20 protein-coding genes are annotated in these 23,318 nt (G+C 55.0%); 8 read left to right on the forward strand and 12 right to left on the reverse strand.

Features of this window, described 5'->3' with window-relative positions:
* The first annotated feature begins 71 nt into the window (after positions 1 to 71).
* From ACR0ID_RS12125 to ACR0ID_RS12140, 4 genes are read left to right on the forward strand one after another with little or no spacing between them, the layout of a single operon-like run.
* On the forward strand, positions 72 to 3,179 hold the full coding sequence (locus tag ACR0ID_RS12125) for an ABC transporter transmembrane domain-containing protein (protein ID WP_480605710.1): 3,108 nt from the start codon (positions 72 to 74) through the stop codon (positions 3,177 to 3,179).
* The gene (locus tag ACR0ID_RS12130) at positions 3,172 to 4,056 is read left to right on the forward strand and encodes a CPBP family intramembrane glutamic endopeptidase (RefSeq protein ID WP_480605712.1); all 885 of its coding nucleotides are present in this window, start codon (positions 3,172 to 3,174) and stop codon (positions 4,054 to 4,056) included. The genes ACR0ID_RS12125 and ACR0ID_RS12130 overlap by 8 nt, the downstream gene beginning before the upstream one ends.
* Positions 4,057 to 4,116: 60 nt before the next feature.
* A complete protein-coding gene (gene accD / locus ACR0ID_RS12135) occupies positions 4,117 to 5,049 on the forward strand; it encodes an acetyl-CoA carboxylase, carboxyltransferase subunit beta (RefSeq protein WP_480605715.1) in 933 nt (310 codons plus the stop codon).
* Positions 5,046 to 6,320, forward strand: coding sequence for a bifunctional folylpolyglutamate synthase/dihydrofolate synthase (locus ACR0ID_RS12140; RefSeq protein ID WP_480519908.1), 1,275 nt, complete (start codon positions 5,046 to 5,048; stop codon positions 6,318 to 6,320). Before accD ends, ACR0ID_RS12140 begins: the two co-directional genes overlap by 4 nt.
* Positions 6,321 to 6,381: 61 nt before the next feature.
* Here the strand turns inward: ACR0ID_RS12140 and zapE are convergent, their stop codons facing one another.
* Positions 6,382 to 7,440, reverse strand: a complete 1,059-nt coding sequence (zapE, locus tag ACR0ID_RS12145; protein ID WP_480605718.1) for a cell division protein ZapE — start codon at positions 7,438 to 7,440, stop codon at positions 6,382 to 6,384.
* Between the two features lie 149 nt (positions 7,441 to 7,589).
* On the opposite strand from zapE, the gene ACR0ID_RS12150 reads away from it, so the two are divergent.
* Positions 7,590 to 8,825, forward strand: a complete 1,236-nt coding sequence (locus ACR0ID_RS12150) for an MFS transporter (RefSeq protein ID WP_480605720.1) — start codon at positions 7,590 to 7,592, stop codon at positions 8,823 to 8,825.
* 62 nt (positions 8,826 to 8,887) lie between these two features.
* Here the strand turns inward: ACR0ID_RS12150 and mtnA are convergent, their stop codons facing one another.
* From mtnA to ACR0ID_RS12175, 5 genes are all read right to left on the reverse strand, one after another.
* A complete protein-coding gene (gene mtnA / locus ACR0ID_RS12155) occupies positions 8,888 to 9,982 on the reverse strand; it encodes an S-methyl-5-thioribose-1-phosphate isomerase (RefSeq protein WP_480605723.1) in 1,095 nt (364 codons plus the stop codon).
* A 122-nt stretch (positions 9,983 to 10,104) separates the two neighbouring features.
* Complete coding sequence (locus ACR0ID_RS12160; RefSeq protein ID WP_480554928.1) at positions 10,105 to 10,560, reverse strand: YaiI/YqxD family protein; 456 nt, start codon at positions 10,558 to 10,560, stop codon at positions 10,105 to 10,107.
* Positions 10,557 to 12,014 (reverse strand): Si-specific NAD(P)(+) transhydrogenase, encoded by a 1,458-nt coding sequence (sthA, locus tag ACR0ID_RS12165; RefSeq protein WP_480605726.1) that lies wholly within the window; start codon positions 12,012 to 12,014, stop codon positions 10,557 to 10,559. Before sthA ends, ACR0ID_RS12160 begins: the two co-directional genes overlap by 4 nt.
* 3 nt (positions 12,015 to 12,017) lie before the next feature.
* Positions 12,018 to 12,851 (reverse strand): S-formylglutathione hydrolase, encoded by an 834-nt coding sequence (gene fghA, locus ACR0ID_RS12170; RefSeq protein ID WP_480605728.1) that lies wholly within the window; start codon positions 12,849 to 12,851, stop codon positions 12,018 to 12,020.
* Between the two features lie 102 nt (positions 12,852 to 12,953).
* Positions 12,954 to 13,883 (reverse strand): AEC family transporter, encoded by a 930-nt coding sequence (locus tag ACR0ID_RS12175; protein WP_480605731.1) that lies wholly within the window; start codon positions 13,881 to 13,883, stop codon positions 12,954 to 12,956.
* A 145-nt stretch (positions 13,884 to 14,028) separates the two neighbouring features.
* Between ACR0ID_RS12175 and ACR0ID_RS12180 the strand changes: the two genes are divergently transcribed.
* Positions 14,029 to 14,646: a TetR/AcrR family transcriptional regulator gene (locus ACR0ID_RS12180; RefSeq protein WP_480554930.1), complete on the forward strand. Its 618-nt coding sequence runs from the start codon at positions 14,029 to 14,031 to the stop codon at positions 14,644 to 14,646.
* A 200-nt stretch (positions 14,647 to 14,846) separates the two neighbouring features.
* On the opposite strand, the gene crcB is transcribed toward ACR0ID_RS12180, so the two are convergent.
* Both crcB and ACR0ID_RS12190 read right to left on the reverse strand, forming a co-directional pair.
* Complete coding sequence (gene crcB, locus ACR0ID_RS12185) at positions 14,847 to 15,209, reverse strand: fluoride efflux transporter CrcB (RefSeq protein ID WP_480519924.1); 363 nt, start codon at positions 15,207 to 15,209, stop codon at positions 14,847 to 14,849.
* Positions 15,206 to 15,574, reverse strand: a complete 369-nt coding sequence (locus ACR0ID_RS12190) for a fluoride efflux transporter FluC (RefSeq protein WP_480519926.1) — start codon at positions 15,572 to 15,574, stop codon at positions 15,206 to 15,208. The genes crcB and ACR0ID_RS12190 overlap by 4 nt, the downstream gene beginning before the upstream one ends.
* A 251-nt stretch (positions 15,575 to 15,825) precedes the next feature.
* Between ACR0ID_RS12190 and ACR0ID_RS12195 the strand changes: the two genes are divergently transcribed.
* Entirely contained in the window at positions 15,826 to 17,406 is a 1,581-nt protein-coding gene (locus ACR0ID_RS12195) for an FMN-binding glutamate synthase family protein (RefSeq protein ID WP_480477224.1), read from the forward strand.
* An 85-nt stretch (positions 17,407 to 17,491) separates the two neighbouring features.
* Here ACR0ID_RS12195 and ACR0ID_RS12200 read toward each other — a convergent pair whose 3' ends face one another.
* Genes ACR0ID_RS12200 through ACR0ID_RS12215 form a run of 4 tightly spaced genes read right to left on the reverse strand, consistent with a single transcriptional unit; the run spans position 17,492 to position 21,408 of the window.
* Positions 17,492 to 18,148 (reverse strand): ABC-type transport auxiliary lipoprotein family protein, encoded by a 657-nt coding sequence (locus tag ACR0ID_RS12200; RefSeq protein ID WP_480477226.1) that lies wholly within the window; start codon positions 18,146 to 18,148, stop codon positions 17,492 to 17,494.
* The gene (locus ACR0ID_RS12205) at positions 18,145 to 19,461 is read right to left on the reverse strand and encodes an MlaD family protein (RefSeq protein WP_480605735.1); all 1,317 of its coding nucleotides are present in this window, start codon (positions 19,459 to 19,461) and stop codon (positions 18,145 to 18,147) included. The genes ACR0ID_RS12200 and ACR0ID_RS12205 overlap by 4 nt, the downstream gene beginning before the upstream one ends.
* 5 nt (positions 19,462 to 19,466) lie before the next feature.
* Positions 19,467 to 20,282, reverse strand: coding sequence for an ABC transporter ATP-binding protein (locus tag ACR0ID_RS12210; RefSeq protein WP_480494154.1), 816 nt, complete (start codon positions 20,280 to 20,282; stop codon positions 19,467 to 19,469).
* A 1-nt stretch (position 20,283) separates the two neighbouring features.
* The gene (locus tag ACR0ID_RS12215; RefSeq protein ID WP_480519934.1) at positions 20,284 to 21,408 is read right to left on the reverse strand and encodes an ABC transporter permease; all 1,125 of its coding nucleotides are present in this window, start codon (positions 21,406 to 21,408) and stop codon (positions 20,284 to 20,286) included.
* A gap of 257 nt (positions 21,409 to 21,665) precedes the next feature.
* Between ACR0ID_RS12215 and ACR0ID_RS12220 the strand changes: the two genes are divergently transcribed.
* Positions 21,666 to 23,204 carry an alkaline phosphatase family protein gene (locus tag ACR0ID_RS12220; protein ID WP_480487480.1) on the forward strand — a complete coding sequence of 513 codons (1,539 nt, stop codon included), beginning with the start codon at positions 21,666 to 21,668 and terminating at the stop codon, positions 23,202 to 23,204.
* The last annotated feature ends 114 nt before the right edge of the window (positions 23,205 to 23,318 follow it).

Raw genomic sequence — 23,318 nt, forward strand, 5'->3', positions numbered from 1 at the left:
CCGTCTGTTTCCTGAAAATGGGTTACCCCAGAACAGCCAAACGTCAGTTCAGCTATCGATAAGGCCAGGTTATGGAGCCCACATTATTTTCTTTTATTTGGAAGTATTCGAAAAAACAGCAACTTGTCCTGTTGCTGCTAACGGTCCTGTCCTTCCCTTTTCTATATGCGTCGCTGGAGCTGCCGAAACAAATCATCAATGACGCTATTGGTGCGCCGGGCGACACGGTGACAGTTTGGGGCATCACAGTGTCTCAAGTTCAGTATCTGATGATACTGTGCTTTCTATTTCTGGCCACTGTGATCGCCAGTGGTTTGATGAAGATGCGCATCAATACGATGAAAGGCATCTTGTCCGAACGTATGCTGCGCCGTCTTCGCTATACCCTGATTCAACGCTCGATGCGGTTCCCAAAGTCCTATTTCGCGACCACCAGCCAAGGAGAGCTGGTCTCGATGATCACATCCGAGGCCGAGCCGATGGGCGGCTTGATGGGGGATGCGATTGCGCAACCGGTGTTTCAGTTCGGCCAAATGATGACAATCGTCACCTTTCTGTTCATGCAAAGCCTCTGGTTCGGTCTGGCAAGCATCGCGCTGATCCCGCTTCAGGCCTGGTTGATCCCCAAGTTGCAACGCCAGATCAATTTGCTGAACAAGGACCGTATTCAGGAGGTTCGGCGCCTGAGCTCGGAAATCGGGGAAAGCGCGGCGGGCATCAGCGACCTGCGCACGAATGGCGGCTGGCGGTATCGTCTGGCACAGTTCAGCCACAGGCTGGGAACCTTGTTCGAGATCCGGTTCAAGATCTACAAAAAGAAATTCTTTATGAAGTTCCTGAACAATCTGATCACTCAGATGACGCCTTTTTTGTTTTATTCGGTGGGCGGATACCTGGCGATCACGGGCGAGGTGACAGTAGGTGCATTGGTTGCCGCGTTGGGCGCGTACAAAGACCTTAGCGGGCCCTGGAAAGACCTTCTGACCTACTACAACCAGGTACAGGATATGTCCCTGCGATGGGAAGTGGTTACTGAAAGATTTGCCCCGGACAACATGATTCCCGAAGAGCTGTTCATCGGTGAGCCGGAAACCATTCCGCATCTGACCGGTGATATCGAATTGCGCAATGTGACCGTACGCGATGGCGATGGCAAAACCATTCTAGAGGATATTGATCTGACTATCCCACGTGGCGCGCGTGTGGCGATTCAATCCACCCATGCGTCGGAACGCAGTGCATTGGGCCAGTTGCTGACCCGCGAGGTTCTGCCTGTTCAGGGCGATGTGATCATAGCTGGCCACAGGCTGGACGAATTGCACCAATCAGTTATCGCGGCCCGGATCGGTTATGCCTATTCACGCCCGTATCTGTTTGACGGGACTTTGGGCGATAACCTCATGATGTCATTGCGCACCCATCCACAGCACGAGGCAGATGCCATAAGAACCCCGTCCCGTCGTCAGATCGAGTCTGTTCGGGCCGGTAACCCACCAGACTCGCTGGAAGATGAGTGGATCGATCCGGGACTGGCCGGTCTGGACGATATTGATGGAATACGTGATTGGTGGTTCCAACTGGTGGAAGCCATGGGGATTGACGAGTTCATGTTCCGGCGCACTCTGCGCACCCAGTTTGATCCAGAGATACACCCGATACTGGCACAGGAAATAGTCAGGCTGAGAGACTCCATCGCTGAACGGCTGAAGGCAAAAGGACTGGATCGGTATGTTTATCGGTTCGATCCTAACCAGTTCAACCCGGCTGTCCCGCTTGGGGGAAACCTGTTGTTCGCGGCACCGTCGCGCGACATCTCTCCAGACATTCTGGCTGGCGACGCGCGGTTTGTACAATTGCTCAGCACCCATGATCTTGCAGATGACGCGATCAGCATATCGAATGCCGTCATGGATACTCTTGGCAAGACATTTGGGCGGGATGGGGCTGACCATCCCCTGTTTCTGCGGCTTGGCATGTCCAAGGACATGTATCATCGGCTGCTTGACATCCAGGACCGGCGCAAAGCCAAAGGGAATGCTGCGCTGAGCGATCAGGAGCGCGCCTTGCTACTGACAGTGCCTTTCCTTCTGACCGCAGAACAGATCGGTCCTGATTTCCCAGAGGAATACAAGGAAAAAATCCTTGCTATCCGCAAGACCCAGGCTGAACGGTTGCGTGGTGCAATGGACGGTTTGTTCATGTCTGTGGCGCCTGACATCTATGTGCCGCGCCTGACCGTGATGGAAAACGCGATCTATGGCCGGATATCTTTGATGGCAGGTGCCCATGCCGAAGATATCGAAGACATCGTTGCAGAGGCCATGAACGAAGCCGGTCTGCGCCGTCGAGCAGCGGCCATTATTTATGACCTTCCGTCCGGGCTGGGCGGCAACAACCTTCCAACCGTGTTTCAGGAGCGTGCCGCTTTTTCGCGCGCAGGCATCAAACGCCCCGACATTCTGATCCTGGACAAGGCGCTGGCCAGCCACGACTCGGAAAGCCGGTTGCGCACGCGCCTGAAACTGCGGGAGTTGCTGCCCGATTCCATCATGATTTTCATGGAGGATCATTTTGCGCACCCCGAAGCCTATGACTTGTTTGTAGAAATCAAGGATGGACGGATCGATGGCGTCTCGCGGAGCAGGCCAGCGCACGAGGACAGCACTTCGGACGATCTGAGCCGGAAACTCGAGATCCTGTCAGCAACGCAGCTGTTTTCTGGCCTGGATGGCAGAAACCAGCGGCTGCTGGCGTTTTCGGCGCAATGGTACGAGGCCAGCGCCGGACAAGTCATCTTTTCCCGCGGTCAGGCGCCGGATGCGGCTTATTTGTGCATTTCAGGACAGGCCAAACTGGATTGGTCCAACGAGGATGGATCGAAACGCACAATCTCGATCATAGAACCCGGACGGCTCATTGGAGACCTGTCCATCATTACAGGGGAACCAAGGCAGCTGGATCTGGTCGCAACGGAAGATAGCAGCTTTTTGCGTATCGGCGCAGAAGAGCTGCGTGCCGTTGTTGAAAGCGATGCTTCGGTCGCTATGCAGTTGCTGCAGACGGTTGCAGGCTATCTGACGACGCTCTCAAACAGGATCAGCGTGGCCCAGAACGCCGAAGACATGTTTCCGCCCGTGACAGATGAAACGGCGCAGGAAGGTATTGGAAAGAATGCCTAGAGCGTATTCGGCTCATGCGCGTTTGGTTGAAACAGCCCGCGCCAGACCCGAACTCTGGCGTCTTTTGCTGGGGCTGGCATTGATCGCCGCGCTGGTCAGCGTTTTGAACCTGGTGTTTTTTACCGTGATCGCGGGGTTGGGCCCAGCGAAGTGGTCTCAGGAACTTTTACAAGGCAACACACCTTTGGCGCTGCTTCTGATGCTGGCCAGTTTCGGGTTCATCATTCTTGGCGTGGCAGTGGCCGCGCGTCAGCTTCAGCACCGATCTTTGCGATCAATTTTTGGCCAACGGGGTCTGGTTGCGGCCCAATTTCTGAAAGTGCTGAAAGCCCTGCTTATCTTGGGCGCCGTCGGTGTCTTGCTGCCGCCCTACGGCTTGGGGGAATCTCTGTCAAAGAATCTGCCATTTTCAACTTGGCTCTTGTTGCTTCCGGTCTCGGTATTGGTTGTCCTGATTCAGACCAGCGCCGAAGAAGTTCTGTTTCGAGGGTACATTCAGCAAGCTCTTGCAGCCAGGTTTCAATCGCCCGTCATTTGGATGGGGGTTCCGTCTGTTTTGTTTGCCGCTGGCCACTACACACCGGAGATGGCAGGAGAAAATGCAATTCTGTTTGTGCTTTGGGCATTAATATTTGGGTTGTTTGTATCCGATCTCACAGCGCGCGCAGGCACATTGGGGCCAGCTATCGCCCTGCATTTCTTCAATAACATCATCGCATTATTGTTCATTTCTTTGCCAGATAACTTGAGCGGGCTGGCGCTTTTCTCGCTTCCCTTCGATGCATCTGACGCCGAACAGCTTCGTCCCTGGCTGATGGTGGATTTGGCTGTGATGTTCGTATGCTGGCTGGCAGCGCGGCTTGCGCTCAGGCGTTGATTGCAATTCTTCCCGTGGCGTCTTATTTGACGTCAACACCGCACAAGCCAAGGTTCCGACATGAACTGGATCACAAACTACGTCCGCCCCCGGATCAACTCGATCTTCTCTCGCCGCGAAGTGCCCGAAAACCTCTGGCAGAAATGTGACGAGTGCGGAACGATGCTGTTTCATCGTGAACTTGCGGAAAATCAGAACGTCTGTACCCAATGTGACCATCACATGGCGATTACCCCACGCGAGCGATTCAATCACCTGTTCGACGGCGGTATTTTCACTGAGGTTGCAGTGCCAGCCCCCAAAGACGATCCCTTGCATTTCCGCGACCAGAAGAAATATCCCGAGCGTATGCGAGCGGCGCAGAAAAAGACCGGCGAAAAAGAGGCGATGCTGGTTGCCAAAGGCGAAATCGGGCGCACGCCTATCGTTGCAGCAGCGCAAGACTTCTCCTTCATGGGCGGATCAATGGGCATGTATGTGGGCAACGCAATCATCGCGGCCGCTCAAGAAGCGGTTAAGCTAAAGCGCCCACTGATCCTGTTCTCGGCAGCTGGTGGTGCGCGGATGCAGGAAGGCATTCTCAGCCTGATGCAAATGCCGCGCACAACCGTAGCCGTCGAAATGCTGAAAGAAGCGAGTTTGCCCTATATCGTTGTGCTGACCCATCCCACCACCGGTGGTGTGACCGCGTCATATGCGATGTTGGGCGATGTCCACATCTCTGAACCGAACGCGTTGATCTGCTTTGCCGGTCCCCGAGTTATCGAGCAGACGATTCGCGAAAAGTTGCCCGACGGCTTCCAGCGCGCCGAGTACCTGCTGGATCACGGGATGCTGGACCGTGTCACCAAACGCACCGAGATGCGTGATGAGCTGATCACCATCACCCGGATGCTGATGAACCAACCACCGGCGATCAAAGGTGATCTGCCAGCACCGGCACCGGATGAAACGGCCAAGGTCGCTCAGGCCGAAGAGACCGAGAAAAAATGAACACCAAGACATCTGACGCCATCCTCGACCGGATGATGGCGCTGCACCCCAAGATCATTGATTTGACCTTGGATCGCGTCTGGCGATTGCTGGCCGCTTTGGACAATCCGCAGCTCAAGCTGCCTCCGGTTATCCATATTGCCGGAACCAACGGTAAAGGCTCGACCCAGGCCATGATCCGGGCGGGCTTGGAAGGGGCAGGGCGTTCCGTTCATGCCTACACTTCGCCCCATCTAGCGCGATTTCACGAACGTATCCGGTTGGCGGGCGAACTGATTTCGGAACCCGGCCTGACCGCGGTTCTGGATGAGTGCTACGCGGCGAATGGCGGCGAGAACATCACGTATTTCGAGATCACAACCTGCGCCGCCTTGCTGGCCTTCTCTCGCTGCAAAGCAGATTACACTCTGCTCGAGGTCGGTCTGGGCGGACGGCTTGACGCGACAAATGTGATTGATGAACCGGCGGTGACAGTCATTACGCCGGTTTCAATCGATCATGAACAGTATCTGGGCGACACCCTGGGAAAGATTGCCGCCGAAAAGGCGGGCATTATCAAACCTGGTGTGCCATGCATCGTCGGCCCGCAAGAAGACGAGGCGCTGGAGGTGATCGAGTACACAGCCGCCCGGTTGGGCGCACCGCTGCTTGTACATGGCCAGCATTGGCACGTTCATGAAGAAAACGGGCGCTTGATCTATCAGGACGAAACCGGGCTGCGTGATCTGCCGCTACCCAACCTGCTGGGTGCACATCAGTTCCAGAATGCCGGTGCCGCCTTAGCGGTTCTGCGTCATCTTTCAATGGGTGACGCGGCCTACGAGGCTGCCGTATCCAATGCCGATTGGCCTGCGCGTATGCAACGTCTCAAAACCGGCCCGCTGACCGAGCAAGCCCCTCAGGTCGAACTGTGGCTGGATGGAGGGCATAACGCGGCCGCAGGTATCGCGCTGGCCGATGTGCTGGCGAAAATGCCGCAACGTCCCACGCATTTAATCTGCGGTATGCTCAACACGAAAGACGTGACTGGGTATCTCGCGCCACTGTCCAGACAGGTTGCAAGTCTGACTGCCGTCTCCATACCGGGCGAGGCGGCCACGCTCAGCGCCGATGAAACCGCCGCCGCCGCCGCCAAAGTTGGCTTGCCCTCTTCGGTCGCTGCAAGCGTTTCGGATGCGTTGAAGGCAATCACGGATCAAGACCCACAGGCGCGTGTCCTGATCTGCGGCTCCCTTTATCTTGCCGGAAACATCCTGCGAGAAAACGGTTAAGCTTCATCTTTTCGCAAATACTCCGGGGGAGGCGTGCGCAGCGCGACGGGGGCAGAGCCCCCTACTTCCCCCAGTTCTGGTCCTGCATTTCCCGCAGGCGCGACGCAGTACGCTCAAACTCAAAGGTGCCTTCACCTTCGACATACAACATCTCGGGCTCTGCCGCAGCCGAGCAGATCAACCGAACTTTTGCCTCGTAGAGCGCATCAATCAGGATGACAAAGCGCTTGGCTTCGTTGAAGTTATTTCTCGACAGACGGGGGATGTCCTCAAGCACCAGCACTTTAATTGCTTCTGCGATAGCCAGATAGTCTGCCGGTCCCAGCATCCGGCCGCACAGGTCATAGAACGAAGCCCGTGCAACACCATTGCGAAATGCGGGCAGTTCGACAGCGCGGCCTTTGACCTGCAATATCAACGGATCGGCAGGACCGCCTGCAAGATCTTTCCAGACATCCCGTATTTTCTGCCGCGCTTCGGGCCCGATGGGTGTAAAATAGACCGGAGCACCCTCTAGTCTGTTCTGACGGTAATCCGTGGGCGATACCAGTTCCCATACCTGCAACTGGTCTTTGATATGGGCAATAAAAGGCAAGAATAATTGCCGGTTCAACCCATCCTTATACAGCTCGTCCGGATGCCTGTTCGACGTGGTCACAACAACAACGCCACCCTCGTGCAGCAGGTCAAACAAGCGGCCAACGATCATCGCATCCGTAATGTCAGTGATCTGCATCTCGTCGAAGGCCAGCAGGCGGACGGATTTCACCACCTCCTTTGCCACGGGTGCCAGAGCATCTTCGACGTTCTCTTTCCGGGCCTTGTGCATTCCGGCATGGATTTCCTGCATGAAGGCATGAAAGTGAACGCGCCGTGCGGGGACTTCATCCAGCGTGTCGACGAACATGTCCATCAGCATCGATTTACCACGTCCGACGCCGCCCCACAGGTACAGGCCTTTGGGCGTTGGCGGAGCCTTGCGGAAAAACCCTCGTTTTACCGGCTCGGCCAGTGCCGCGCGGATGCGATCAAACTGGGGCAAAACGGCTTCTTGAGCGTCGTCGCGCGTCAGAGTTCCATCCGCAACGCGGGCTTCGTAAAGCGAAATCAGATCCGTCATGACCCAGAGCCTTACCCGTGACCCAGCGCGTTGAAAAGATGCCATTTCCCTGACGTATCAAAATTGCTTATCCGTGACCGCAAATCTGTTGAATTGACGCGATCCGTAAATGCAGTACGGTCCGTCGGACCAAACTACCCGAGGTCGCTATGCCGCAATCCACCCGCATGTTGAACCCGATCCTGTTCGTTGGATGCATCATCATAACGGTCAGTTTTGCCGTGCGCGCGTCTTTCGGCGTGTTTCAGATTCCGATTGCCAGCGAATTTGGCTGGCTGCGCACGGATTTCTCATTGGCGATCGCCATCCAGAATCTGGCTTGGGGCATCGGTCAACCGATCTTTGCAGCTATCGCTGAGAAAGTAGGAGACCGAAAGGCCATTGTCCTCGGTGCCTTGACCTATGCTGCTGGTCTGGTTCTGTCGGCCTGGTCCGTCACACCGCTTGGGCATCAGGTTTATGCGTGGCTGGTGGGGTTTGGCATTGCTGGAACCGGGTTCGGCGTGGTTTTGGCTGTGGTCGGTCGTGCGTCCTCTGATGAAAATCGGTCCATGTCGCTGGCCGTCGTTACAGCGGCGGGCAGTTTCGGACAGGTTTTGGGCGCGCCGACGGCTGAGTGGTTGTTGTCATTCCTGCCCTGGCAACAGGTCTTCGTCGTGTTTGCCGCTGCAATTCTTGCACTAATATTGACCTTGCCCTTCATGCGGGCGCCTCAGCTAGATTCAAAGACAGCTTTGCAAGAAAGCATGGGCGAAATTCTGGGCAAGGCGTTCCGAGACCCCTCTTACGCTTTGATATTTATTGGATTTTTCAGCTGCGGTTACCAGCTGGGATTTATCACGGCTCACTTCCCCGCATTCGTGACCGAAATGTGCGGCCCGATCCAACCCGGCAGCGTGCTGCATTCCATCGGCATCACATCCACGTCCGCACTTGGCGCGGTATCGATTTCACTGATTGGTTTGGCCAATATCGCCGGGACCCTTTTGGCGGGCTGGGCTGGCAGTCATTTTCCCAAGAAATATCTGCTGGCCTCGGTCTATGCCGGTCGGACGCTTGCTGCGGCGTTGTTCATCATTTTCCCGATAACGCCGTTGTCCGTTATTACATTCTCGCTGGTGATGGGGTCACTTTGGCTGGCCACCGTTCCGCTTACGTCGGGTCTTGTCGCGCACCTCTATGGTCTGCGTTACATGGGAACACTCTATGGCATAATCTTCTTCAGCCATCAGGTTGGCAGTTTCCTGGGCGTCTGGCTGGGGGGACGTATGTATGACCAATATGGTGACTATGCCCTTGTCTGGTGGATCGGTGTGGCAATAGGGGCTTTCAGCGCCATCGTTCATCTACCGATCCGAGAGAACCGTCTGGCAGTCCCTGCCTGAGGTGACGTTTCGCTCTCGAACTATGTGAGCGTGCCAGCGGTCATGCCGCGTGGGGTGTAAATCTAGCCGGCTCGGTCCGGAAACAAACCGGCAAGGCCTTCGGCAGAGGCGGCACAGACGCCACGCTCGGTAATAAGCCCCGTCACCAGCCGGTTTGGTGTGACATCAAAGGCAGGATTGCCACCTTCCGTCCCGTTCGGGGTGACGCGAACGTCGGCAATACCCCCTTGTCCAACCACACCCATGACATGGGTCACTTCTTTCGTATCGCGTTCTTCGATCGGTATTTCCGACACTCCATCCCGAACCGTCCAGTCAATCGTAGGTGAGGGCAGGGCGACGTAAAACGGAACCCCGTTGTCCCGCGCCGCCAAGGCTTTCAGGTAGGTACCGATTTTATTGCAGACATCGCCTTGTGCCGTGGTCCGGTCTGTACCGGTGATGACCGCGTCAACCAAACCGTGTTGCATCAGGTGACCGCCTGCATTGTCCACGATGTAACGATGGGGAATGCTGTGTTCACCAAGCTCCCAGGATGTCAGCGCCCCCTGATTACGCGGTCGGGTCTCATCCACCCAGACATGAAGCGGAATGCCCGCGTCATGCGCATGATACATTGGGCTTGTCGCCGTTCCCCAATCCACCGTTGCCAGCCATCCGGCGTTGCAATGCGTCAATAGCCGCACCGGTTCACCTGCAGGCTTTCGGGCTGCAATATCTTTGATCAGTTGCAGCCCATGGCGACCTATCGATGCATTGATCTCGACATCTTCGTCTGCAACTTCCTGTGCCAGTGCCCAGGCCCGTTCAGCGCGATCACTTGGGGCAAGTGGCATCAGCGCGTCGCGGCATCTGTCTAAAGCCCATCGCAGGTTGATAGCCGTTGGCCGGGTCGCGTGCAATACGTCATATGCGGCGTCGAACGAAGCGTCAGAGCTGTCACGGGACATCTGTTCGGCAATTCCAAACGCGGCTGTTGCACCAATCAGTGGCGCACCCCTGACCCACATGTCGCGGATCGCTGTCGCAAATTCATCCAGCGTTTTCAGGGTAACCACCCGAAAGTCATGGGGCAGCCATCGCTGGTCGATAATCCGAACCTCACCTGCCGATTTGTCCCACCAAATTGACCGGTAATGAGCACCCTGTACTTTCATAATTCGGTCTCCGTTTGCGAATAGCCTGATCAGAAGTCTTTCGCAGCCTGCGTTCTTTCAGCGGGCTTGTAAACGGGCGTTTCTGGTTGCAGGCTCGCATTTTAGCTTGCCGATGATTGCACTTATCCTCGGGTCGCTGCGCGAAGTTCCCGCTCTAACGCATCCAGAAACCTTGAACGATCTGCTTTGCTGAATGGTCGGCCGCCGCCTCCGGCCCCCAGCGGATTGGCGGCCCGCAGGTCAGCCATCAAATCACGCATTGCCAATTGCTGGCCTATGTTCGCTGCCGTAAAAGCTTCGCCGTTCGGGCGCAAAACTTGGGCACCCGCTGCGACGCATTTCGCGGCCAGAGGGATATCGGAGGTAACAACTACATCCCCTGCGCCACAGCGTTCTGCAATCCATTTGTCCGCTTCATCAGCACCTTCCGAGACCACGATGACCTGTACAAGCGGGTTTGCTGACGGTCGAAGACCGCCATTCGACACCAGTGCCATAGGCACCTTGTGTCGCGTAGCAACCCGTTCGGCCTCGGCCTTTACAGGGCAGGCATCGCCATCGACATAGAGCGTTGTCACGCCTTTTTGGCCTCTTTTTTCTCCGGTTCTGCAGGTTTCTTCCGCACCTTGAATTCCTCCGGGATCGGCATCCGGTTGAAAGCATCCAGCCCGGCGATCTTGTAAGCCTCGGCCAGAGTTGGATAGTTGAACGTGTTTTGAACGAAGTAATCGACAGTGCCCTTCAGGTTCAGCACCGCCTGAGCAATGTGGATCAGTTCGGTCGCACCTTCGCCCACAATCTGCACGCCCAAGACACGGCGGGTCTTCAGCGAAAACAGCATCTTCAGCATGCCGTGTTCCAAACCCATGATATGCCCGCGTGAGGTCTCGCGGAATCGGGCAACGCCGACCTCATAGGGTATGCCGCGCTCCTGAAGTTCTTCCTCGGACATGCCGCAGGTGGAAATTTCGGGAACAGAGTAGATGCCATAGGGGTACCATGGGCTTTCCGGCAGTGTAGGTGTCTCAAGCGCATGGCAGGCAGCCACGCGCCCTTGCTGCAGTGAAGTAGAAGCCAGCGAAGGGTGGCCGATCACATCACCGGTCGCATAGATATGCGGAACAGCGGTCTGATATGTCTTGCGGTCTACCTTGATCCGGTTGCGGTGATCGGTTTCCAGTCCGACAGAATCCAGATTGAGTTTCGATGTTGCGCCCATGCGCCCGGCTGCAAAAAGCAGCATCTCCGCCCGCACGTGGCGCCCGTTTTCTAGGGTCACTTCGACGTGCTCGCCCGCATCTTCAATCTTTTCGACAGCCGATCCCAACCGCAGATCAACACCGTTTTCGCGGATTTGATGGGTGAAATCATGGATCAAGCGGCAGTCGATGAAGTCCAGAAACGTATCCCGCGGCTCGATCAGCGTAACCCGAACGTCCAGCGCCGAGAACATCGTGGCGTATTCAACCCCAATGACCCCGGCACCGATAACAACCAGTGAACGCGGGATTTCTGCCATTTCCAGAAATTCGTCGCCATCAACCACTGTCTTACCGTTGAACGGAACGTAATCGGGGCGATAAGTCTTAGTTCCTGTCGCAATCAAAAACTTGGCCGCTGTTATTCGGGTAGTCTCGCCAGCATCAGTGGCGACTTCCACTTCGTGCGGTCCAATGAACCTTGCCAGACCGTTCAACGTATCGACATGGTTCCGGTTGAATTGATGTTCCAGCACGTCGACCTCGTGATCAAGGGTCATGTGCAGGCGGGCTTTGAGATCTTCGGCGCGGATCTGGTCCTTGACCCGATAGGAACGGCCATAAAAGCTGCGCTCGCGCCAGCCCGACAGATTCAGAACCGTTTCACGCAATGTCTTGGATGGGATAGTTCCGGTGTGAACGGATACTCCACCAAAACGGTCTTTGCGGTCGATCACCAGAACCCGTCGCTTGAGCTTGCCAGCCTGAATGGCAGCGGAACGCCCCGAAGGCCCGGATCCGATGATGACCAGATCATAGTCGTATTTGCTCATACCTCAGTCTCCGTACAGCGCTTCGGCGTGAAAAACGATGTGGTCTTCCATGAAGGTGGATACGAAGAAGTACGAATGGTCATACCCTGGCTGGAGGCGGAAGGTTGCTTGCTGGCGACGCTCAGCGATGGCTTGGGCAAGCGTTTCGGGGCGCAGCAGGTCCATGAACTGATCATTGCTGCCCGTATCGATCAGGACGGGACCGTCGAAACCGGTTTCCTTCATTAACAGGGAAGCATCGTGTTTGGCCCAAAGGGATTTATCATCCCCCAGATACGCGCCAAGCTGTTTGCGCCCCCAGTCTGCACCCGTCGGGTTCGAGATGGGCGCAAAGGCCGAAACCGAGCGGTACCGTCCCGGAAGGTTCATGGCCAGTGTCAATGCACCATGCCCGCCCATGGAATGACCGGTTATGGCCTGACGTTCGCTGTCGATGGCAAAGTTTTCGAACAGCAAGGCGGGCAATTCGTCGGCAATGTAATCCCACATCCGGAAATGCGGTGCCCAAGGCTCGTGCGTGGCGTTCACGTAGAACCCAGCGCCCTGGCCCAAATCGTAGTCGTCGTGATCCGCAACACCTTCACCGCGTGGCGAAGTGTCGGGAAACACCACTGCAATGCCCTGTTCCGCAGCCCACGCCTGTGCGCCGGCTTTTGTCATCGCGTTTTCATGAGTGCAGGTCAGACCAGACAGATACCACAATATCGGAACCGGGCCATCTTTCGCCTCGGCCGGGAGAAAAAGGCCGAACGTCATGTCGCATTGGCATGCCGACGAAGCATGGCGATACACGCCTTGCACTCCGCCGAAACAGGCATTTTCCGAAAGGGTTTCCATCAGGCATCGTCCTTATTCTAGAGTCGCAACATGGCTAACGATCCACGGACCCGGCGTAAAGTCCGAGTGCCTTTGGTGTGAGTATTTTTAAAAAGGTGAAGGTCAGGGAGTTCCTAGAGTCGCAATAACAAGCGGTATTGTTACAATGCTGACGAGCGTCGACAGCAAAATAGCAGCCGAGGCGCGCTGTGGGGCAATGCCGTAATGCGCGGCCAACATATAGACATTTCCTGCTACGGGCAGAGCGGACGCCGCAATTGCAATGCTTGCCGGGAATGTTTCGACCGGGATCAGCCAGATCAGGGAGATTGCCACGAAAAGCGGGTGGAGCACCAGCTTGCAGAAACTCAACCAGGCTGCGATCTGAATTCTTTCTGCGGATTTGCCAGCCAGGGACGCGCCGATTGCAAAAAGCGCTCCGGGGGTAGCGGCACCACCGAGAATGGTCAGAAAGCTGTTCAGCGGATCGGGAACCGGGATTTGCAGGGATGACCAGACGAGCCCGGCAGAGATCGAGACAATCATCGGGTTCTTGAGCAGACCCATTCCAATCAGTTTGAAAGTGGCTGGCGTCAGCCTTCCGTCACGCCCACCGTTGATCAGGATCACGATCAGAGACGAGAATACAACCAGATCTACGGTCAGAACCAGCATGACCGGGCCAATAGCTGCTTCGGTGAACAGCACCGCGAGCATTGGCAGGCCAAGAAAGCCAACGTTTCCAATGGCAGCGCATTGTGCTTCAACCGCCGAAGTCGGCACATCAAGGCTGCGAATCCACGCTACGCAAGTGGCTATGCCATAAACAGCGGCGGTGCCTATGAGGTAACCGAAGATCAGTCTTGCGTTAAAAATCTCTGCAAAGGGCAGGGTCGCCGCAAATCGAAAAAGCATTGCCGACAGTGCGAAGAAGAATACGAACTTGGTCAGATATGCGGTTGCTTCGGCCGTAAAGAACCGTGTGCGCCCAGCCCAAAAGCCAAGGCCGATGATCGCAAAAAAGGGAAGTGTACGCAAAAAGATATCGGCCATGGGCCAAGTCCTAACACGGTTTGAAACCGTCGCAAGAGACCTGCGGCACAATTAGAGCATTGCCAGATATTAGCGAAATACGAGAATCCTTGTACCTGAACCGAACGGTTTATAAACTGTGTCAGGTATTGCTCAAGGAGATGACATGACCCAGACCGCCACCATCCTGCGCACAGGCCGAAAGTTCGATCAGGTTTTGCGCGGGGCCCGAGAGGTTTTCATGGCGGATGGATTCGAGGGCGCAAGCGTGGATGATATTGCACGCGCGGCTGGGGTGTCAAAAGCAACCTTGTACAGCTATTTCCCGGACAAGCGTCTTTTGTTCATGGAAGTTGCGCAAACGGAATGCTGTCTGATGGCTGAACGGATCATCGCGATGATTGACGAGACCAAACCCGCCCGCGAAGTGCTGATGATCGCGGCCACGCAATTGACGGCGTTTCTGGTTTCAGATTTCGCGCAGCAAGTTTTTCGGATTTGTGTTGCCGAACGGGACCGGTTTCCGGAACTTGGCCGCGCATTTTATGAAGCGGGGCCGCAAAATGGCCAGCGTCAAATGGCGGAATATCTTGAAAAAGCCGTGGCCAAAGGTGAGTTGGCGATTGAAGATGTTTATATCGCGGCTGAGCAGTTCTCCGAGCTTTGCAAGGTAAGAATCTGGACCCGGGCCGCATTTGGAATTCAGAATTCGTTCAGCAAAGAAGAAATCACCGAAGTGGCGACACAAGCCGTGGATATGTTTCTTGCCCGTTATGGGGTCTGATCCGATTAAGAAATGGCCCATGTCCGGGTCAAGGACACAGGCCATTGCTCACACACCAGAACACTCGATGCAGTTCAGCTTAATGCAATAAGTCTTTTCAAACTCTTTATTTGTCAAAGCGTTGGCGTGGCTTGGGACCCAACGTTGGTCGGAAAGAAAAGCAAATCAGTGTTCGAGTTTATTGCCCGGCTTGGTAAGCTTCAGCGCGTTAACAGCAGGCCAAGCCAGAAAGCGAACCAGCACAGAGCAAGGCTGAACAGAATATTGCCTGCTGCCAAAAACAATGTGCGTTCGCGGTGAAGCTCGAGCGATTGGTAGGCAAAGCTGGAAAAGGTTGTAAAACCGCCGCAAAACCCGAAAACAAGGCGTTTTTGGTCCTCGGCTATGTCTACAGGACCTCCCAAATACCCCACCCAGATCCCCAGCAACAAGCTGCCCAATACATTTACGAGCAAGGTTGCTAGTGGCAAGTCGTGCCGAATTTTCAGCGCCAGCCAATGGCGCATCACGGCCCCCAGACCCCCACCCAACGCGAACATGGAATGAAGATACAATTCGCTCATGACGGCGACTTTTCAGAGTGAAAATGACGACCAAGGCTTTCGCCAATCAGCGCGGCCGCAAGGCCAAATGAAACTTCCAGCCCGATTGCCAGGGACGTTACCCATAGGCCGCCTTCGGCCATACGTTCAAGATCAGCAACAAAAGATGAGAAGGTCGACAATCCGCCGCAAAATCCGACGGCGCCAAGATGCAGAACATGCGCGTGCACCTTATGGCGCACGGAATACAGCCAGCCCAGAACAAAACAGGCGGTCACGTTGATGCCGAAAGTCGAAGTTAGAAAGCTGAGGCCGGGGATTTCTAGTGCAAACGCCTCACGCATCAACGACCCAAGCGCCCCACCGACGAAGACGGACAGAAACATCACGCTTTTTCGTTCACGCCAGAGGTGGGAGTGTGTGTTTGCCAAGGATCGGCCCTTTGTCGTCCGGTTAGCGTGATTTATCCGCTGGTTGCACTGGGTTCAACAGTTGGTCCGTTCGTAACATGATTTCACATTTGCGTCCCTCAGCAGACATTTTACCGCTGACACTTGAAATAAAATTTCAATCTGTTTCACGTTGAGTTCTGACAGCATGGCTCATCAGCCCGATAAAAACACAAGGAGTTTGGAACATGATTGTACGCAGAATTTTCTTTTTTCTAAGCTGTGTCTGTCTGCCAGTGGTTCTGATCCTTGGGTTCTTCTGGTCGCCTGCCCATTGGCTTCTGATCATTTTGGTGCCGTACGCGATCATCGGTCTTTATGATGTTTTGACGACCAGGCACAACGTCCTGAACAACTATCCGGTTCTTGGCCATTTCCGGTACATGTTGGAATTTGTAAGTCCGGAAATTCGCCAGTACTTCGTTGAAACCAACGAAAGTGGCCGGCCTTTCAACAGAATTGTCCGAGGGCTGGTATATTCTCGGGCCAAGGGGCAGGTGGACACACAGGCGTTCGGCACGCAATACGACATTACCGAAACCGGGTATCATCGCGCCAACCACTCACTTGCCCCCAAACATGTAGACAAAAGTGAAGAACGCATATTGCTGGGCGGTCCACAATGTACGCAACCATACAGCGCCTCGCGTCTTAATGTGTCTGCCATGAGCTTTGGCGCGCTCAGCGCCAACGCCATCCGCGCGCTGAACGGAGGAGCCAAGGATGGGGGGTTCGCGCATAACACCGGAGAGGGCGGTCTGTCACCGCATCACCTGGCTGAAGGCGGAGACATCATCTGGCAGATCGGGACGGGTTATTTCGGGTGCCGGACCCCGGCTGGTGGATTTGACAAGGACAAGTTTGCCGAAAAGGCAAGAAAGGACGTGGTCAAGGCTATTGAGATCAAGCTGTCACAAGGTGCAAAGCCCGCCCATGGCGGTGTTCTTCCTGCTGCCAAAGTTGATGCTGAGATTGCCGAGATACGTGGTGTGCCAGAACATCAGGATGTGATTTCTCCGCCCACCCACAGTGCATTCGATGGGCCCACGGGTTTGATGCATTTTGTCCAGCACCTGCGGGAAATGTCAGGTGGCAAACCTGTCGGTTTCAAACTGTGCATCGGCAGGCCGTCCGAGTTCATGGCGATCTGCAAAGCAATGCTTGAAACGGGTATCTTGCCGGATTTCATCACGATTGACGGGGCAGAAGGGGGCACAGGCGCAGCCCCGGTGGAATTTACCAACCGGTTGGGTATGCCCCTGAACGAAGCCTTGATCTTTGTCAGCAACTGTTTGCGCGGTGTCGGAGTGCGTGACAAGATTCGGATCATCTGTTCCGGCAAAGTGGCGACCGGTTATGACATGGTCGAGAAGTTGGCGCTTGGTGCAGACATGTGCAACTCGGCGCGCGCGATGATGTTTGCGGTTGGTTGCATCCAGGCATTGCATTGCAACACAAACCGTTGTCCATCAGGGGTGGCTACACAAGATCCCATCCGCGGGCGCGCCGTGAATGTGCCGCAGAAACGTCGGCGTGTTCATCGCTATCACGATGCCACGCTGGAAAGTTTCCGCGAGCTTTTGGGCGCCATGGGCAAGGAAAAAGCATCCGAGTTACATCCCCGTGATATCTTGCGCCGCACTGCGGACGAGCATGAGCGCAGCTATGCCGAACTTTATACCTATCTGGAGGACGGCGCCTTGTTAAAGGACGACATTCCCGAAGAATTTGCAGATGATTGGAACCGAGCTTCGGCTGCACAATTCTGAAAACCACATTGGGTAGAGCAATGTTTGGTCATGTGAAAGCGCGTCTGTAATTGCCCGCTTTTTCCGCCGTCTTATGCGGCTTTCGTTATCTGGGAATGGATCGCGGGTTGTTTGCCACGTGGGTATTGATCTTGCGAATGCTCCATTCTACAGAATCTCGCATCGCGCGCCCCAAAGCCAGATCAAACGCGTTGATCAGATCGGGTGTCTGATCGCTTGCCGCCACGACGTTTTCCTGGAACGAGCTGGACGCAATGATCTTGTCTTCGTATTCGTCGATCACCTTGATGTTAATACGAACTTCGACGCGAATTTTGGTTCCATTCTCGGTGTCTTCGATCACGACCCCCTGAAACTCTCTAAGGTCCGGGGCAATTACGTAATCGGCTCGCAGACCAACGGTTGAGCGTCCAACAGCTGCGACTTTGCCCGAGTTCTCAAAGCTTTCGACCAATAGGGTTTGAACGATCAAGGGCGCGCGATCCACCCAGCGGGCGCGGGGCAAATATTGAACCTGCAACGCAGTAGGTTGAATGGCAATCTGATCCGTGTTCACTGCGGCAGTTGCCGTCGGTTCCTGAACGACGATCTGCTTTTCAATCCTGGGCAGTGCTGAGGAAAAAGTGCTTTTAGGGGTCAGCAGATACAAGTCATTCGGTTTCGCCGCTTGTTTCAACGTGCCCAGACCAGCGCAGCCGCCAAACAACACGACCATCAACATTGCAAGTGCAGGCTTGATCATTGACGGAACTCCGATGCTTGGGTGCCCAGAAGGAAACGTGCCGGATCGCGTTCAACTTTGTCTACGAGGCGATCCAAACTGATAACAAGACGCTGGGATTCTTCGATAAAACGAACAAACTGAGGCAACCCGACACGCAGGAAGTCTGACACTTGTCGGCGGTTGCTCTGCACGATTTCGTCGATGGTTCCCAGCAATTCGGACGCGGAATTTGACGCGCTCAGGACGTCGTCCGAGATCTGATCGATCTTTTCCGTTATGCCCGCGACGGTTTCGGTCACCTGATTGGCCGCCTTCCGGACATCTTCCGCAACAGGTGCCACGTCTTCCTCCATGACACGATTTGCAGAGTCAAAAGCGGATTCTGCCGAAGCCAGTGCCCCCTTGGCGGACTCCATCGCCGTAGTAATCGAGCCAAGCGCCGTATTGGCGTTCAGAACGGTTTCGTTCACAATTCCAAGGGTAACGCTGCCTTCATCAGACAAAACGGTCAACCGTTCAGCCAGTTGCGAGCCTCGCTCGATGAAAGGCTTCACGTCCTGCTGCAAAATGCGGTCAGCCGTCTGAAGGGTTGTTTTAGCTTCGTCCAGCGCGGTCTTGGCGGACCCGGAAGCCGTTTTGACGGCTTCCAATGTTTCCGTACCGGTTTCGAGCGTTGTTTGAGCAGTTTCGATCAGTGGGTCCAGCCGCTTTGAAAACGCGCCAATATCCTGCGCAGCGCTGCCGATGTCATTTGCCACGGATTCAAAACTTGTCAGTGTATTGTCCAGTTTACCTGTGGCCGAAGCAAGATTGTCCAGAATACCGCTCACAGCTTCCCGGTTTTTATCATCGACGACTTTGTTCAGGTTCTCCAAAAGCGTCACGGCTTCATCCAGAACTTTTGGCGCGCCTTCGAACAGGGATTGAATTGTGCTTCGTTTGCTCTTGATAATGCTCTTTTGTGGCAATCGTTCGGCGTTAGCGGACCCCCCTGTCAGTTCGACATAACCAACACCAGTCACACCAAGTGACTGAAGCTGTGCGATTGTATCATTGGTTATCGGAATGTCTGCGTCCACTTCGATCCGCACCCGAACCTTTGACGGATCATTATCATCCAGTTGCAAGGAAACGACCTGCCCGACCGGCAGGCCGTTGAAGTTCACGCCGCTGGCTGCCGACAGACCTGCGACATTGTCAAACAGTACATCGTAATAAGCGTATTGGCGCGTGATCTCAAACTTGGCGAGCCACAGGAAAAAGCCGAATGCGCCCAGCAACCCCGCAAGGGTAAACGCGCCGATCAGGATGTAGTTCGCCCGGGTTTCCATTGCCTTTACCTGTTTTGCCCCTTCTGTTGCGCCGCGCGGGCGCGGGGGCCTGTGAAGTATTCCTGTACCCAAGGATGGTCGACCTTGGTCATGTCCTCAATCGGACCTTCAACCAGTACGCGCTTTTCTGCAAGCACTGCAACGCGGTCGCAGATCGCGTAAAGACTGTCCAGATCATGGGTGACCATGAAAACGGTCAACCCAAGTGCCTGCTGTAACTCACCGATCAGTTCATCATACGCGGCTGCGCCGATCGGGTCCAATCCTGCGGTTGGTTCGTCCAGAAAAACGATCTCGGGGTCAAGGGCCAGCGCCCGAGCCAGCGCAGCGCGCTTGCGCATACCACCCGACAGTTCTGACGGAAACTTGCCGCAACTCAGCTGTGGCAGTCCCACGAGGCTGATCTTCAACGCACCCAGAGACTCCATTAGTTTTTCGCTGAGACCTGTGTGTTCCCGCAACGGAGCCATCACGTTTTGCAGCACGGTCAGTGACGAAAACAGTGCCCCGTCCTGAAAGGCAACACCCCAGCGGCGTTCGATCCTGCGGCGGTCATCCTCTGGGCCATTCAGAACATCGACGCCCAGCACCTCGATTTCTCCGGCGGCGGGTTTGTTCAGCCCTACGATAGTTCTGAGTAATACGGATTTACCGGTGCCCGACCCGCCAACGATTCCCAGAACTTCTCCCTTCCAGACATCAAGATTCAGGTTTTCGTGTACCACCTGGGTACCGAACTGAGTTCGGAGCCCGCTTACACGAATGACAGCCTCACGGTCTGTAGTTGTGGCGACTGATGGCTGTGGTGTATCCCCGGTCATGTCATATTCCGATCTCTGAGAAGAAGATCGAAAACAAAGCGTCGATTGCGATCACCATGAAAATGGATTGAACAACTGATGCTGTCGTACGTTGACCGACACTTTGGGCGGACCCTTTGACCTGCATTGCCTGCCAGCAGGCAATAACGCCAATAACGAGCGCAAAGAACGGAGCTTTGATAAGACCGACCGCCAATTGCCAGACGTCGGTGTTTTCCTTCAAACGGGTAAGAAACATGCCGGGGCTTACACCCAGGTCGATCCAGCTCATCAATGCGCCACCAAACAGACCCGCGATATCGGCGACAAAACCCAGTATGGGCAGCATGATCAACAAGGCCAAAACGCGGGGAATGACCAGAACTTCGATCGGGTCCAGACCCAGCGTTCGCATTGCGTCGATTTCTTCCTGCACTTTCATCGAACCGATAGATGCGGTGAATGCAGAACCCGAGCGCCCGGCAACAATAATTGCCGTCAACAATATGCCCAATTCACGCAGAACCGAGATCGAGATCAGTTCGACAACGAATATCTCAGCTCCAAATTGCTTCAGCTGGGTTGCGCCCTGAAAGGCCAGTACGACACCGATCAGAAATCCCATAAGGGCCACGATTGGCAGTGCTTTGAACCCGGTCTCTTCCATGTGTGTGACCAGCGCTGCCTTGCGCAGTCGCCATGGCATAACAATGGTACGAAACAGCCGATGCAGTGTCAGACCCAGAAATTCGAGGATGGAAAGCGTATCCCGCCAGGCACCTACGGTGATGTGACCCATTTGTGCGATCAAATCCAACAGACTTCGCGGTTTATCAAGTTCACCGGGTTCGTCGGGTATGCTGCGGGTTACAGTATCTATCAGAGTGGCATGTGCCGGTTTCACCCCTTGAAATTCAAGTGTTGCACCTTGCGACGTGAAGCGTTTGCCAAGGTCCGCGATCAGCCAGGCACCGCCGGTATCCAGGGCTTCGACCTCGGACAGATCGAGAACAAGCCTGTCTCCGGTTGGGCGGACAGAGGCAAAACCTTGTTCAACGGTTTGCAGCGATTGCGTGAGCAGCTCTCCGGATATGCGTACACGAGTACCGCTGGAATCGTGTTCTGAGATTATCGAAGGCTGCGTCATGAGGTCATGTGAAGTGAAACATTCAGTGACCGCAATGGCTTTGTGCCATTGAACATCTTTTTGCCGCGCCGGATGGCCTTGACGTCACGCCGACCGTCGCATTGGAGCTATGCTGAACAGGTGCTTACCAGAAGTTATCGCACAGCAACTTTGTCGGGATAATACGCCTTTGTCCGACCGACAAATCGGTTGCGCTATGGCGGGAAGCAATACACATTCCGCGTTGTTTATTACGGCGCGGAATCGGAGAAGTCGGTATGCATCAGACCAAGAACGTCTTGTTTGTCATCATCGACCAACTTAGAGCGGATTGCCTGTCCGGGGCCTTGGCAGACCATGTGAACCTTCCGAATTTGCGGGCTTTTATGGATGAGGCCGTGACCTTTACCCGCCATTTTTCGGTCACCAATCCCTGTGGTCCCTCGCGCGCATCGATTCTGACCGGTCAATATGCGATGAATCATCGGTCGGTAAGAAACGGAACGCCGTTACGGCACGATACCCCAAACATCGCCACGGAGATGCGCAAAGCTGGTTACTTGCCAATGTTGTTTGGGTACACAGATACCTCCGCCGACCCGCGCGTCCATGATCCCAATGACCCTGACCTCAAGTCTTACGAACAGTCGATGACCGGGTTTGTTGAAGTTGTCGAAATGCGCCTTGAAGAATCATATCCTTGGCAAGCGCATCTGATGAAAAAGGGGTACCAGTTCGAAAAGTACTGGGATGTCTACAAGCCCGTTTCGCCCGACGGTGGACACCCGCGGCTGAATGATCCCGCGCTGTATCGGGCGGAAGACAGCGATACAGCTTTTCTGACAGATGCCTTTCTTGATGGGATCGCGCCGCATCGTGGAAAGGGTTGGTTCGCCCATTTGACCTATATCCGCCCGCATCCGCCCTTGGTCGCACCGGCTCCGTACAATGACATGTATGACCCGGCGGATATCCCTCTGCCGCACTGCTTGCCAAGCGCAGCAGCAGAAAAAGCAGTGCACCCGTTCTTTGGACCAAAGCTGGATACCTTTAGCGCGAAAAAATTCGTTCACGGTTTCGATGACGTTGAACCTACGGACGAAAACATTCGCACCTTGCGTGCTATATATCTGGGTCTGGCGACCGAGGTTGATCACCACATCGGTCGTGTTGTCCAGTACCTGAAGGACAGCGGGCAATACGACGATACATTGCTGGTTATCACCGCCGATCATGGTGAAATGCTGGGGGATCGACACAGCTGGGGCAAAATGACGGTCTACGACGCAGCGTATCACACACCGCTGATGATCCGTTTGCCCGGGAATGAAGCTATGGCGGGAAGCAAGATCACCGTTCCAACCGAGTCCGTGGATGTCACTCCGACCATACTGGACTGGATTGGTCAGGCTGTTCCGAACGCTATGGATGGTCGGTCCTTGCTGCCATTGTTGCGCGGTAATATCCCAGACGATTGGCGCGACTATTCTTTCAGTGAACTTGATTTTTCAGAACCTGAAAACCCGACGCTGTGGCAGCAAGACTTGGGGACCGGTAACAGCGACTCGTGTTTGGGAATATTGCGGGATGAACGGTTCACACTGGTCGAGTTCGCTGCCGATCTGCCCCCGATCCTGTTCGACCACCAAGGTAAGGGCGAATTCGAGAACGTCGCGGAGAATCCAGATTTTGCAACGGACCTCGCACGGTTAAGCCGACAGATGTTGCGCCACCGGATGAAAAATATGGACCACACATTGTCCTTGCATTCGATCACATCTGAGGGTGCAAAATCCCGCCCCAGATACACATCTTAGAACGCGGTTTTTTGTCAACGTTCATCTATTCTAACTATACCGGGCACTCGGTCACGGGCAGGTGTGTCGACGTATTTCTCTTTGCGCATTCGCGGATTGGCAAAAGCACTTGAA

The sequence above is a fragment of the Ruegeria sp. AL2 genome, from assembly GCF_056540845.1.

Bases quoted from the DNA above. Each gene is read 5' to 3' on its own strand.
- ACR0ID_RS12210 (WP_480494154.1), bottom strand. From the start codon at position 20,282: ATGACCGGGGATACACCACAGCCATCAGTCGCCACAACTACAGACCGT.
- zapE (WP_480605718.1), bottom strand. From the start codon at position 7,440: ATGACGGATCTGATTTCGCTTTACGAAGCCCGCGTTGCGGATGGAACT.
- sthA (WP_480605726.1), bottom strand. From the start codon at position 12,014: ATGAGCAAATACGACTATGATCTGGTCATCATCGGATCCGGGCCTTCG.
- accD (WP_480605715.1), top strand. From the start codon at position 4,117: ATGAACTGGATCACAAACTACGTCCGCCCCCGGATCAACTCGATCTTC.
- ACR0ID_RS12215 (WP_480519934.1), bottom strand. From the start codon at position 21,408: ATGACGCAGCCTTCGATAATCTCAGAACACGATTCCAGCGGTACTCGT.
- ACR0ID_RS12140 (WP_480519908.1), top strand. From the start codon at position 5,046: ATGAACACCAAGACATCTGACGCCATCCTCGACCGGATGATGGCGCTG.
- mtnA (WP_480605723.1), bottom strand. From the start codon at position 9,982: ATGAAAGTACAGGGTGCTCATTACCGGTCAATTTGGTGGGACAAATCG.
- crcB (WP_480519924.1), bottom strand. From the start codon at position 15,209: ATGAGCGAATTGTATCTTCATTCCATGTTCGCGTTGGGTGGGGGTCTG.
- ACR0ID_RS12220 (WP_480487480.1), top strand. From the start codon at position 21,666: ATGCATCAGACCAAGAACGTCTTGTTTGTCATCATCGACCAACTTAGA.
- ACR0ID_RS12175 (WP_480605731.1), bottom strand. From the start codon at position 13,883: ATGGCCGATATCTTTTTGCGTACACTTCCCTTTTTTGCGATCATCGGC.
- ACR0ID_RS12150 (WP_480605720.1), top strand. From the start codon at position 7,590: ATGCCGCAATCCACCCGCATGTTGAACCCGATCCTGTTCGTTGGATGC.
- ACR0ID_RS12200 (WP_480477226.1), bottom strand. From the start codon at position 18,148: ATGATCAAGCCTGCACTTGCAATGTTGATGGTCGTGTTGTTTGGCGGC.
- ACR0ID_RS12195 (WP_480477224.1), top strand. From the start codon at position 15,826: ATGATTGTACGCAGAATTTTCTTTTTTCTAAGCTGTGTCTGTCTGCCA.
- ACR0ID_RS12180 (WP_480554930.1), top strand. From the start codon at position 14,029: ATGACCCAGACCGCCACCATCCTGCGCACAGGCCGAAAGTTCGATCAG.
- ACR0ID_RS12190 (WP_480519926.1), bottom strand. From the start codon at position 15,574: ATGTTTCTGTCCGTCTTCGTCGGTGGGGCGCTTGGGTCGTTGATGCGT.
- fghA (WP_480605728.1), bottom strand. From the start codon at position 12,851: ATGGAAACCCTTTCGGAAAATGCCTGTTTCGGCGGAGTGCAAGGCGTG.
- ACR0ID_RS12205 (WP_480605735.1), bottom strand. From the start codon at position 19,461: ATGGAAACCCGGGCGAACTACATCCTGATCGGCGCGTTTACCCTTGCG.
- ACR0ID_RS12130 (WP_480605712.1), top strand. From the start codon at position 3,172: ATGCCTAGAGCGTATTCGGCTCATGCGCGTTTGGTTGAAACAGCCCGC.
- ACR0ID_RS12125 (WP_480605710.1), top strand. From the start codon at position 72: ATGGAGCCCACATTATTTTCTTTTATTTGGAAGTATTCGAAAAAACAG.